Genomic DNA, 11,997 nt, shown 5'->3' on the forward strand with positions numbered 1-11,997 from the left:
TGGTGAATTCGCACAACGCTGGAATTCTAGTGGCTCCTTTCACTACAGCGTTTCATTCAATATGCACCCTTTGCCCTACCAATACGCCCAACATCCGTTGGTCGCACCGAATGCCGCACTGGCATACGGAAAACACCTTTACAACACCACGACCGCCAGCGGCCAGATCATCCTCAGCAGCAACAATGGCAAGCCCGCCCGTAAGCGCGTTGGCTTCGCCTTCCCCAATCTGCACGATGAAAAGCGCACCCACGTAGGCACGGCCTGCGCCGCCCACTGGCTCGGTCGCCAGCAGCAAACCCTGCGCGGCTGGGCCTGCTTCGAGGATGGTCCACTCCGCCCCATCCGTGTCAATGGCCGTCTGGCATGGCCGGTCGCTGAAATTCGCCGCTTGATGGGCGTGGAGCGTGTGCAATGATCGCCGACAGCATTACCCCTGATGTATTAGTACACAATACCAATCTGATGCGTGCAATTGCATTGGCCTACGCGAAGCGCGGCTGGTCGATCCTACCAATCAACGGCATCACCAACGGCGCGTGCGATTGCGGCCATGAACACCCTGCAAGCCATAATGGTGCGCACCCGTGCAGCTACTTCACCCACATGACCGCGTCGTGTGATCCGGCCATCATTATCGGCTGGTTCGACAAGTGGCCCAACATGAACTTCGCGGTCGCGCCGGGCTACGTACACGATGGTGTAGAGCGCATCATGGTCATTGTCGAAGTACCCGCAAATCATGACCGAGGCGAACAGGTGATGGTGCAGTTCGCTGAGATGGTCAAGGGCCAACTCAACGTATGCGGGAAGGTAGTGACGCCCGATGGGAAGTACCACTTCTACGTCGAGGTAGATGCCAAGCATGACCTCAACTTCGGCAAAATCGATGGCGCGAAAATCTATGCCAAAGACTGCCACGTCATGGCCGCCGGCTCGCTGCACCACTCCGGTATCGCGTACCTGTGGGATGGCGACCCATTGCCGACCATTCCTGTGATCGCGGGCAGCGCCAGCATCAACGCCAAGTCCGACCTGTCCGCAAGCACCGGCCCGGCTTCGACATCGCCAGCTTTCAACGGCGCGGAAACGCAGCAGCCCATCGAAAGCGATATCGCCGTAACAATCGAGGAAGACGCCGTGCAATCCGAATTTGCGGTTATTGCGCAGGCAACTACTATGCGCATTGAGGTGAACCGCGCCCTCGCAGCCCAATACATGGATGCAGGCTTCAAACTGTGCCGCATCGCCACGGGCAGCAAAGGCCCGAAATGCAAGGACTGGCCGAACAAGCCAATTAGCCTCAATCAGGTCAACCACGAAGGGCTAGGCTTGATCCATGCACTGTCCGGCACCTGCGCAATTGACTTGGACAACTTCGACAGCGCTGTTGCATGGTTCGAGACTCGCGGCATCGATCTGCATGCACTGTTCGCCGCCGATGATGCAGTTCAGATCAAGTCCGGCCGGCCGAACCGTGGCAAGCTGCTGTATCGCCTCCCTCAAGCCATCGGACTGCTGCCGACCTTCCAGATAAAGAATCACAACGCCTCAATGCTTGTCGAGTTCCGCTGCGCGCCCGCTGACGTCAATGGCACCGGCATTCAAGACGTTCTGCCGCCGACCATCCACCCTGACACGGACAAGGCATACGAATGGGGCGGCGCTGGTGACTTTAAGAATCTGCCAGAGCTGCCTGCCGACGTGTGCGCGCTGTGGCAGAGTCTGCTAACCACCAAGACCGCAATGAAGCCATTGCATGCGCCAGCGGCTGCGAAAGCCGGCTACAGCATTGTAGAAGGTGGCCGCAACAATGCGCTGTTCAAATTGGGAGGTAATGCGGCACGCATCGGCATGTCGCAGGAGCACATCCGTGCGGTGCTGCTGATCGAGAACCAGAAGCGCTGCCAGCCGCCGCTGCCCGACCATGAGGTCGAAAGCATCGCCAAGAGCGCCGCTACGAATAGCTACGGGGCCAAGGAAGCAGCGCGCTCCATGCATACTGGTGAGCCGAGCGTGGAGGCATTGGAACTGGCCAATAAAGCCGTGAAAGAAGAGACCGAACAGACCAGTAACGCCGAAAACGTGGCAGTATCGGAACTGCCCGCAGTCATGCGCGACATCGCTGACTGGAACGCCCGCACATCGCGCACCATCCAGCCAGCTTTCGCCCTTTGCACGGCACTTGCGGCATGTGCCAGCGTACTCGCCCGCGATTTCGTGGGCGCTGGCGGCTCGTACACCAACCTGTACATTACCGCAGTCGGCCCTACGGCATCCGGTAAAGAAAATGCCCTAGATACCGTGAGCAATATCATCGACGTGTACGACTGGACGCGCCGCGCAGGGAAGCCGGCCAGTAACAGTGGCGTACTGACGGTCATGATCCGCAACCCAGCAAGCACGTTCCTGATCGACGAGCTGGGCGAGGTGTTGCAAGGCGTGTTTGATCCGAATGCAGCAAGCCATCAAGCACAAATCGGCACGGTCCTGATGGAGCTGTACACGAAAGGCGGCAAAAACTACCGTGGCACCGAATACGCCCAGCAAGAGGCCAAGAGCGGTGGCCGGCCACGCGGTGATGTATTCAGTCCATGCCCTTCGATCTTCGGAGCTACGACCGCGACCACGCTTTATAAGGGCCTGAACTACGAGGCCATCCACAGCGGCTTCCTGCCGCGTATTCTGGTATTCCGCGCTCCCGACCAGATCCCCATGCCAAACATCCGTTGCGAACAGATGGCCATGCCAGAGTCGGTGGTGAACTGGATGAACGCAATCAAGGACCGCGTGGAGGCTCACGCAAAAGAAATGCAGAAGCATAGCGACTTGACCGGCAAGGCCGCCAATCAATACATGCCTATCGGCGTGCCTTTCTCGCCAGCCGCCCAAGCGCTCTATCAGCAGGCAATGATTGACATGGTAATCCGCCGCAATGCCAGCAACGACGAGCTGGAGAGCAATATGCTGTCCCGTTTGGTAGAAAACTCCTGCCGTGTAGCGCTGACGCTCGCCCTAGCCACCGATCCGTTGGCTACCGAAGTGGACGCCGAGCACTGGAAGCTGGCGCTGACGATCGTTACTCAGGCGACGGATGCATTTATGGCCGACCTCCGCGCCAACCTCTTTGACAGCAAGCACGCCAAGGTTGAAGCGTTGGCCTACAAGCAGATTGTCCGGTTCTTCAAGGATCAAGGTCGCCCGATCTCGGAGCGTGGCCTCGTTGACCGCTGCAAGCCCTACGGTGCCGCTGCGCCGAAGGAGCGCGAGCAAGCCATCAAAGCCCTCGAAGCCCAAGGTAAAATCACCAAGCAACCAGGACGCAACACCAACACTGTGCTCTACCTGCCGCGCGGTTAATCAACCACGCGCCATCATGCCGCTGCAGCCAGCTCTGGCGCGGCGGCGAGCGCAGCAGCAGGCATCAACCCAGCCTGCTCCAGTACCCATTCTTCAATCTTGATATGCCACATCCGCAACAGGTCCAAGGGGCGCCGGATATAGTTCTGCTCCCGCACACCTTGGGGCGCGTGGCCTTGGATCTGTGCTGCGATCCCCGCCGGCATCTCTACCCACTCCGACAAAGTAGCAAACGAGCGACGCAGGCCGTGAAGCGTCAAGTGCGGCAGCCCAGCATCTTTCACTGCCTTATTGTGCGCGTACCTCGGCTCAGCCAGCCTACCCGACTCAGATGCCAAGCTACTGAACACCCACTCGTTACGACGGGGAAGTGCGTGAATCAGCGCGGCGACATGCGGCGTCAACGGCACTACTCGCTCATCTTGGGTTTTGTCACCAATTCGGAGACTGCGCCATGCAAAATCAACATCCACCCAGCGTAGATGGGTTAGCTCCTCGCGGCGGCACCCCAACAACAATAAGGTCTGCAAATAGGCAGCGATGACTGGATTGCCCACTCCCCGAACAGCTTCAAACCACACTTTTAATTGCTCTTTTTGCAAAACATCCTTTTTGACCTTAGGCTTGCCGACTGCCTTGGTGACTTTCTTGCTGCTGGCAGAATTGGCGCTGACCAGCGGTGCGTAGGCTTTGCTTTCCATGCACCAGTTCAGGAAGGCTTTTAACAGCCGCACAGCCAAGCGCGCACTGGCTGGGCGGGTTGCAGCCTCTTCTTTAGCCCAAGCCTCGACGCGATCATTGTCCAAACTGGCCAATGAATGCGGCATCAAGGACGCCAGCGGCCCCGCCGTCGTCTTCTCTTTTCCACGCTTTCGATCAAGGCCGGCTTGCTGGGCGACGTTGCGATGAGCACGACGGTGATGCGCGGACCAACCACTCTCTTTATCGAGCACGTAGTCACTCCACGCCATGGCAAGCGTGACTTGCTCCCTGCGCTGTTGCGCGGCCGCAGCTTCCCTCTCGGCTTCAGCGGCTTGCTCCCGCTCCTCGCGCGCTGCCTGCTCTGCCAACAACGCATCCTGACGCACTACACGCGGGTCTTGGCCATTGTCGATCTCAGCGCGGAACTTGTTGGCGATGCGCTGCGCCTCCTTGATGCTATAGGTCGCCACGTCACCGATGGCGATGCGGATCACGTCCCGCTTCAACTTGCCTTGGAAAATATAAGTTCGCGTCGGCTCGGTTCTGCCCTTGCGGATCGGCGTGACCCTCACTGCCAAGCCGGGCGCTTCCTCGCACCAGAGGAAGTCTTGCCGCTTATCAGGCGCGCAGGTGAACGCAGCAATACGCGACGCTGTTAAACGAATCTTGGCCAACTTAGCTCCATCTCTTGTACCCCACTTGTACCCCAAAATGCTTATGGACTTCAGTATATCCATTAACAAAAATCAACACAAGAAAAGAAAGTATTCGCATAACTATATGATTACAAAAGGAACATATCAACACTGCAAAACTATATAAGCCAAGTTCAACAGTATGTTTTGGCGATTTGTAATCATCAGGTGGCCAGTTCGAAACCGGCAGTCGGCACCATATAAAACAAGGGCTTACAGCGATGTAAGCCCTTGTTGCTTTGTGTGGTGTCAACTAAGTGTCAACCGCGTACTAAAGGTTTTTTACTTGGCGATAAGCAACCCTTGAAATCTGGCAACTTCACCTCATCTGATGTCCGTAAACATAATGGAGATTGCTATGACGTATGCGTATAAGGTTGGTGATTCTGTAAAGTTGAAAGCTGGCGGCCCAGTGATGTCCGTTCAGGCCTTACCACAGCCGGGCTATCGTCAGTATTATGTTTGCCAATGGTTCGCGGGCAAGAAGTTGGAATCTGGAAATTTTGCCGAGGAATCTTTGGTAGCAGTAACTGAACCGGCAGCCTAATGGACGCTCAGGAAGTTGCTAAGTGGATGCTGGCTGAGCTGGAGAAAGACGGATGCATTTATCAAGATGATGTTGTAGATTTCTTGGTGAAATCCAAAGCCGATGATCTTCTTCGTGAAAACAGTGACGGTAATCTGGTAGTTGCAACCGTGGTGCTAAACGCCTTTAAGAAACTCACTGAAACAACAGTAGTTTGGGTAAAGCCAGATCGATACTGGCGCTTCCGTGTTCCTGAAGATGAGCCAGGTCGTGAAGCCAGAGGTTGAAGCGAAGGCAGCTATTTCGCTGCCTTTTGTTTCCTAGGCATTGCTCAGGCCATTGCTGTCCATAGCGGGTAATGCTAATCGGGATAGCGGATTTAGTAACTTGGCTTCTTGCAAGTGGTCAGGGCTAAGGTGCGCATAGATCATGGTCGTTTGCAGGCTTGATTGGCCGAGCACCTTTTACAGCGCCAGGATGTTCCCACCGTTCATCATGAAATGGCTAGCGAAGGTATGGCGCGGTACGTGCGTGAGCTGACCATGCATCAGCTCGATACCTGCCTCCTTCACGGTCATACGGAACGCACCGACCGAACTTTTGAATATCCTGCCGGACGCATCTCTATTCCCTGCCTGGTAGAAGTCCCGTATCTCGTCAGCTAAAGTATCGTCATTCGGGATCGACCTGTTTTTGTCAGTCTTCGTTTGGGTGAAATGCACCATGCCGCTGTGGAGCTGCGAAAATCGCAGCGATTCTCCCTCATTCCACCTAGCGGCTGACGCCAAGCAAAGCTTTGTGATCAACAACGCGTCCTGATCCCTTCTCCGCGCCAATGCCTCCAGCAGGGCGCCAATCTGGTCGTCGCTCAGATAGGACAGCTCGCGCTCCGCGAATTTGAATTGTCGCAGGCGGGCCAATGGATTGCTCTCGGTCGAAAACCCGGCCGAATCAGCTCATTGAACACAGCACGCAAATAAGCATGCTCGCGATTGATGGTATTTGGCGTAACGCCTTCAGCTAGGCGAGCAGAACGGTATGCCGCAAAGTGTTCGGACTTCAGTTGTTCGGCAACTGGATCGCCCAACCCTTCGCATACAAGTCGAAGCGTGCTGTCCGTCTTGGTGTGCCGCAGCTGGATACCATGATGAGACTGCCAAAGCTCAATGAGTTCGGACAGCTTGGTGAGATTCTTCTTAGGCTTCACCCAGCCATCATTCTGAACGACGTGAGTTTTGGCCCACGCTTCGAACTGAAGCGCCTCAGATTTTGTAGGTAGTGTTTTGCGAATGCGCTTCTGACCGCGTCCACCTGGTTGGATATCGACCAGCCAGCCATTCTCTGTTTTTTTGATTCTCATTCCAATGCCTATGTACTTCAGCGCACAACCGTCGCCGACAAAATCAGCACTAGGTCGGTATTAGACCTTGACCTGCTATGAGCAGCCCATGCTTTAGGGAGAAACGAAAAACCGCTGCTGCTGTCAGCGGCCTTATCGCTGTTTAAGCCGCCGATTACCAGCAGTTCACCATCGTCCACCGTCACTGTGGTTTGCACCTGGCGCTTTGTGCGCGTCGAGGAACCGGATACCCCCGTGGTGGTAGGGCTGAAGCTGGACACCGACAGCCGTATAGGCCTGGCCGAAATCCTGAACAATGGCACTACGCTGGATAGGAGAGCCACTGGGGTTCTGATCCATAGCGATGACGTGGGCGACGGGACCAGTCCCATACGATGTAACCTCGTAAGGCGCACCAAACGAAAAACCACCAGACGTATTTGCGAGTATCAAGCAATTAAAAATCTGCTCAGCATCAATCGAGTATCCGTTGCGCTGCTTGGTGTAGAGCCGATTCAACACGAAGCCGGTTACTCAATTTGACTAATATTCTTGTCAGATACATCCGCTTCGAGACAAGCGCCAGCTGAAAGCATCCATTGAAGCCACGAGTAACCGCACCAGACTAAAAAGGGGCTTACAACGATGTAAGCCCCTTTTTGTTGCCCGAGACAGCTGCGATTCTTGGACTAGATGCGATCCGGGTTAAACCGAATTATTTTGAAAAGGAAGTTGGAGACACGATAGAACGCTACTGCAGAAAACGTCCCGAGGAAAATCCAAATGACCCCATAGACCTTTGTAAGCACCTGTTTGTTGGTTTCCAGGAGGAAGAAGCCAGCAAGGCAATAGATGCTAAAGATGAAGCAAGAGTAAAGCGCTTGGGCCAAGTACAGAATCAAGTCGTCAATGTATCCGGAAGCACGCAAGCGCCCCATAATGGAATCACTTGGGAGCGCTACTAAAATTGCTTTTGCGGTTGTGATAAAGCCAGTCAAAATCGCGCCAATGCTCAGGCCGGCCGCAAGGAATTCCTTCTCGTCAGGCGGGAACACTGGCTTGAAGTTCCACCACAAGATTGCCGCAAGAACTGCAAGCAAAAATGGGTAGGCGATTTCGATTCTGCGCGTCATGGGTTCTGTATTTTGCCGTTCCACCCGTTGCGGGCACGCTGAAGCCCTGTCCAGCGGGAAGCCTGCGTATAGCGTCGATCTGCACCACTCTGCAGGCCATCAATCGTCACTTCTTCTTTAGCTAACAACATATTGATTTCGTCGGTATCACCCTGTACACCGGCTTTGCCGGATACTTTAAACGTCTTCAGCGCCGAGTCGTCTGCTCCGTGACCTACCGGAATCAGGTTACGAAGCGTCCCAATTAGACCCTGTACTACGTTCGCGGTCAGATTTCCTCGGCCGGCCGATACGGTTACCTCAATGGTTTCACCATCCAAGTTATCGGCCAAGTCAAGCACCCGTCCTAACGGCACATTTCCGTTTCGCTGCGCATCGGTAATTCTGGGCGCAGCAACCTTGAACTGGATTTTTTTGATGATGTCCTTCTGAGCCAGGCGGACATTTGCCGTATCGTCCAGAACAGGAAGGAGCGAATACTTCCCGACCACGGCGTTATCGTAAAAGCAAAGATATTCTTCAATGGTACCGGATCGCGGGCCATTGTGGTTGTACTGGATCAAAGCATGACCAGTCGTTGGATCAAACAGTACAGCCGACTCCTCGCCGAATCCTTCGTCGTCATTCAGTTCAAAGCCTTCGATTGGCTCATCGCGGCTGACTTTTCCTGGGCCGTGATCAAAGCGAAGCTTGGTAAAATCAAGGAACCAGTATGGGGTGTTGTTGCCATCTTGCCCAGGTGCGCGGATGCTCTCGATCCTGATTTCCTGTTTCTGGATGCCAATTGTACGCAGACGATCCTCAATGGAGTCAGCCTGAATGCGGCCAAGCAAGTCCTGTAGCGGCTCAGCATCTTGCGCTGTTCGCACCCTAAAAAGGTGCACTTTCATTTGGTTCGCCATTATTACTTCCTGTTGCCACTTGTCAAAGTTAGCAATCATATACTTCCCATGCTGGGAGTCAACAGACTGTCAACGGCGTTGTTAAACTAAGTTTATCCAATGTTAGCTTGGGCCTCCTAACTCATTGATATTGTTCAATACTGTGATGTAGTGTCACAGCCAGGTGGGAATTTGTAATCATCAGGTGACCAGTTCGAAACCGGCAGTCGCACCAGCATGTCAAAAAAGCCCAGCCCTAACCAGCTAGGTTTTTTTTTCCGCTAGTACGAACGCCCCTTGCCACCCAACGTAGCAACCCGCGCTACCACCGGTAGCAATTCAAGCTACTCCGGCAATAAACTCTTGGTAGATGACAATGTGCGCATTTTCTGCGCCCACGATCTGATATGGTTGCCCTCCAGATCAATACGGGAGAAGCGAGATGCAATTATTCAGGGCAGCACTACTCACCCTGCTATTCAGCATATTATCGGGCTGCGCCTTCTGGGGCTCCGGCCATCGGGTGCAGCAGAACGGCAGCGTGGTCAATTATCTCTACCCTAACGCCAAGCAGCCGACCGCCATGCTACCTGCCGTGACCCAGCTACGGCCGCCGGTACGGGTAGGTATTGCCTTCGTGCCCGGTGGTGGCTGGGGCAGTGGCCCTTCCGAGCAGCAGAAAATGAAACTGCTCGAACGCGTCAAAGCGTCGTTCTCCAAGCATGCCTATATCGGCAGCATCGAGATTATCCCGTCGGCGTACATGCAGGAGCGCGGCGGCTTCGATAATCTAGATCAGGTGGCACGCATGTTCAACGTGGAAGTGGTCACGCTGCTGTCCTACGATCAGGTGCAGTTCAACGATAGCAACCGCCTGTCGCTGCTCTACTGGACCATCATCGGTGCCTACGTTATCAACGGTAACCAGTACGATATCCAGACCATGCTCGATGCCTCCGTGTTCGACGTCAAGAGCCGCAAGCTGCTATTCCGCGCACCCGGTACCAGCCGGGTCGGCGGCAACGCCACCATGGCCGGCTTCAGTGAAAAATCGCGCGCCGCCCAGACTGAAGGCTACAACCAGGCGGTCGATCAACTGATTCCCAATCTGCAGACGGAACTCGACAGCTTCCGCGAGCGCCTGAAATCCGACAGTTCGATTAAGGTGACCAATAAAGAGGGCTACCACGGCGGCGGTGCCGCTGACTGGAGCCTGCTGGCACTGGCTGCAGTACTGGCGGTTGTATTCTATGGCCAGCGTCGCCGCGCCAGCTAAGTGGCCTGGCGCCAGCACCGTGCTGGCACTGGTGGCCGTGGCACTGATCTACGCGCCCGCCACACTGATCGAAGTGCTGGCGTACGATAGACTGGCCATTCTATCCGGCCAATGGTGGCGCCTGTGGAGCGGCCACCTTGTGCACTATTCGATATCGCATGCGCTGATCGATAGCCTCATGCTGCTGTTGTGCGGCTATGTGCTGGAAGCGCTGATCGGCACGCGCCACCTGTGCCTTGCACTGTGCTGGGCTGCGCCCCTGATCGCACTGCTGTTGCTGCTAGTAGTGCCGGACATGACGCACTACCGCGGCCTATCTGCGCTCGATGTGATGGCGGCGACCATGGCGCTAGGCGCGCTCTGGCGCGGCCACCACTTGCCGCGCCCATGGCTTGCGCTACTGGCAGCTGTGCTAATCGTAAAAACCGCCGGCGAAGCGCTCGGCATCCCCTCTGCCACTAGCTCGCTGCCTGATGGCATTCGTGTCATGTGGCAGGCGCACGCGCTGGGAATCGCCTGCGGCCTGCTGGAACCTGTGTTTAGATCAAATACATTCTTATTAGCACGCTAACCATTGGGTCCGAACAACTCTTGGTACCCCCATTTTCAGGAAGAAGGACGCCAAATGGCGTCAAATTCACCCATTCAAAAATGCCAGCGATAGGCTACACGGTAGTTTCCAACCACTAGCCCAGCGGCATACTCAAATGCTTAGATTTTTCCAAGTTTTTGTGATGAAGATGAAAGATGGCTTTCGTCGTATCGCCAGAGCGACACGCAATGAAGTCACCGAAGGGGACCTGCAAAGTGATGCCTGGATCATGGCGCGCAATATCGGCGAGCGGCGCGGCCACCCCATCGATTTCTCCGATCCCATCGATCAGGATCTGGTGATGCGCGCTCTTTATGTTGAAAAGGTAAAGCGCGCCGATTGGCATATGCGCAAAGCGGTTAGCATCGATGCTGAAAACAATTCCGACGACCAGCCAAATAGATGGGCGGAAAACATTCCGGCAGCAAAAGCTTCAGATCCCCTTATTTTCCTGCTCCGACGTGAAGCAGCAGAACAAAACGACGCGAAGCTCAAAGCCAGCTATACCGAGGTTGCTGCCTATCTAAAAATCTTTGCGCACTTCAAGAACGACAAAAAAGCCGTCAGCACCTACCTGTGCATTACCGATGCAACGTTAAACAGACGCATAGCAAGCGCTACAGCAACTTTCGAAATTCAACTCTCCCTGTTCGATGGCAAGCAGCGTATCCCCACCAGATTCCTACCTCCGCCTGGACGTAGCTTCGTACACAAACCTACGCGACACCTAGGCGGCGTGCAATGGGCTTGGTGTTTTGATCAATAGCAATGACACGCGCGAATTACAGCCCACAATGAGGTGGAACCAGCACATTCCATCGAATACGAGGCCGACACCTTGCTCGCTGTCGCAGCACGCGATGCCTGTCCTTGAAAACGTAGCGCTACACACTACAATCATGATCAGGACATTTCAGCACAAGGGACTGAAATTGTTTTTTGAAACCGGTAACGTGGCGGGAATTCAGCCTAGCCATGCACACAGACTAGCCGCAATATTAAGCCGTCTAAACGAGGCAAGCTCGGAGCAATCGATGAATCTGCCTGGTTGGCATTTGCATGCACTCAAAGGAAAAGAACTTAAAGGACACTTTTCCGTGCGCGTCAGCGAGAACTGGCGCGTAACGTTTCGGTTCGAAGGAGCCGACGCAATTCTGGTTGATTACCGCGACTACCACTAGCGACATACGCATCATGAATCGCATGTTTAATCCCCCGCATCCCGGCCTGACCCTGCGCGACGTGGTATTGCCCGCGCTCGGAATCAACGTCACCGAAGCCGCGCAACAGCTCGATGTCAATCGCGTCACGCTCTCACGCATACTTCATGGCAAAGCCGCGATATCGCCGGAAATGGCCTTACGGCTGGAATCATGGCTAGGCGTCGAGCGCGGCGGGGAAGCCCGCTTATGGCTGGCACAACAAAGTGCCTACGATAACTGGCAGGCCGCGCAGCGCTTAATCGATACGCCTACAACAGCTTGCTAGTGATG

Annotated in this window: 14 protein-coding genes; 9 read left to right on the top strand and 5 right to left on the bottom strand. The window is 55.0% G+C overall.

Features of this window, described 5'->3' with window-relative positions; all coding sequences use genetic code 11:
* Positions 1 to 97: 97 nt before the first annotated feature.
* Positions 98 to 418: a hypothetical protein gene (locus ABNT42_RS20910; protein WP_348700314.1), complete on the top strand. Its 321-nt coding sequence runs from the start codon at positions 98 to 100 to the stop codon at positions 416 to 418.
* Complete coding sequence (locus ABNT42_RS20915; RefSeq protein ID WP_348700315.1) at positions 415 to 3,360, top strand: bifunctional DNA primase/polymerase; 2,946 nt, start codon at positions 415 to 417, stop codon at positions 3,358 to 3,360. Before ABNT42_RS20910 ends, ABNT42_RS20915 begins: the two co-directional genes overlap by 4 nt.
* Before the next feature lie 14 nt (positions 3,361 to 3,374).
* On the opposite strand, the gene ABNT42_RS20920 is transcribed toward ABNT42_RS20915, so the two are convergent.
* The gene (locus ABNT42_RS20920) at positions 3,375 to 4,736 is read right to left on the bottom strand and encodes a tyrosine-type recombinase/integrase (protein WP_348700317.1); all 1,362 of its coding nucleotides are present in this window, start codon (positions 4,734 to 4,736) and stop codon (positions 3,375 to 3,377) included.
* A 379-nt stretch (positions 4,737 to 5,115) separates the two neighbouring features.
* On the opposite strand from ABNT42_RS20920, the gene ABNT42_RS20925 reads away from it, so the two are divergent.
* Positions 5,116 to 5,304: a DUF2158 domain-containing protein gene (locus tag ABNT42_RS20925; protein ID WP_348700319.1), complete on the top strand. Its 189-nt coding sequence runs from the start codon at positions 5,116 to 5,118 to the stop codon at positions 5,302 to 5,304.
* The gene (locus ABNT42_RS20930) at positions 5,304 to 5,570 is read left to right on the top strand and encodes a hypothetical protein (protein WP_348700321.1); all 267 of its coding nucleotides are present in this window, start codon (positions 5,304 to 5,306) and stop codon (positions 5,568 to 5,570) included. Before ABNT42_RS20925 ends, ABNT42_RS20930 begins: the two co-directional genes overlap by 1 nt.
* A gap of 177 nt (positions 5,571 to 5,747) precedes the next feature.
* On the opposite strand, the gene ABNT42_RS20935 is transcribed toward ABNT42_RS20930, so the two are convergent.
* From ABNT42_RS20935 to ABNT42_RS20950, 4 genes are all read right to left on the bottom strand, one after another.
* Positions 5,748 to 6,203, bottom strand: a complete 456-nt coding sequence (locus ABNT42_RS20935; protein WP_348700323.1) for a tyrosine-type recombinase/integrase — start codon at positions 6,201 to 6,203, stop codon at positions 5,748 to 5,750.
* Positions 6,152 to 6,643: a hypothetical protein gene (locus ABNT42_RS20940; RefSeq protein WP_348700326.1), complete on the bottom strand. Its 492-nt coding sequence runs from the start codon at positions 6,641 to 6,643 to the stop codon at positions 6,152 to 6,154. Before ABNT42_RS20940 ends, ABNT42_RS20935 begins: the two co-directional genes overlap by 52 nt.
* A gap of 668 nt (positions 6,644 to 7,311) precedes the next feature.
* The gene (locus ABNT42_RS20945; protein WP_348700327.1) at positions 7,312 to 7,755 is read right to left on the bottom strand and encodes a hypothetical protein; all 444 of its coding nucleotides are present in this window, start codon (positions 7,753 to 7,755) and stop codon (positions 7,312 to 7,314) included.
* Positions 7,752 to 8,657, bottom strand: coding sequence for a DUF6731 family protein (locus tag ABNT42_RS20950; protein ID WP_348700328.1), 906 nt, complete (start codon positions 8,655 to 8,657; stop codon positions 7,752 to 7,754). Before ABNT42_RS20950 ends, ABNT42_RS20945 begins: the two co-directional genes overlap by 4 nt.
* A gap of 421 nt (positions 8,658 to 9,078) precedes the next feature.
* Between ABNT42_RS20950 and rhlP the strand changes: the two genes are divergently transcribed.
* The 5 genes from rhlP (at position 9,079) to ABNT42_RS20975 (ending at position 11,992) form a co-directional block, all read left to right on the top strand.
* On the top strand, positions 9,079 to 9,912 hold the full coding sequence (rhlP, locus tag ABNT42_RS20955; protein WP_348700330.1) for a rhombotarget lipoprotein: 834 nt from the start codon (positions 9,079 to 9,081) through the stop codon (positions 9,910 to 9,912).
* Positions 9,887 to 10,483: a rhombosortase gene (gene rrtA, locus ABNT42_RS20960; protein WP_348700332.1), complete on the top strand. Its 597-nt coding sequence runs from the start codon at positions 9,887 to 9,889 to the stop codon at positions 10,481 to 10,483. Before rhlP ends, rrtA begins: the two co-directional genes overlap by 26 nt.
* Before the next feature lie 163 nt (positions 10,484 to 10,646).
* Positions 10,647 to 11,270: a hypothetical protein gene (locus ABNT42_RS20965; RefSeq protein WP_348700334.1), complete on the top strand. Its 624-nt coding sequence runs from the start codon at positions 10,647 to 10,649 to the stop codon at positions 11,268 to 11,270.
* A gap of 133 nt (positions 11,271 to 11,403) precedes the next feature.
* Complete coding sequence (locus tag ABNT42_RS20970) at positions 11,404 to 11,685, top strand: type II toxin-antitoxin system RelE/ParE family toxin (protein WP_348700466.1); 282 nt, start codon at positions 11,404 to 11,406, stop codon at positions 11,683 to 11,685.
* 13 nt (positions 11,686 to 11,698) lie between these two features.
* Entirely contained in the window at positions 11,699 to 11,992 is a 294-nt protein-coding gene (locus ABNT42_RS20975; RefSeq protein ID WP_348700336.1) for a HigA family addiction module antitoxin, read from the top strand.
* Positions 11,993 to 11,997: the final 5 nt, after the last annotated feature.

The sequence above is a fragment of the Duganella fentianensis genome, from assembly GCF_964031615.1.
Classification (GTDB): domain Bacteria; phylum Pseudomonadota; class Gammaproteobacteria; order Burkholderiales; family Burkholderiaceae_D; genus Rugamonas; species Rugamonas fentianensis_A.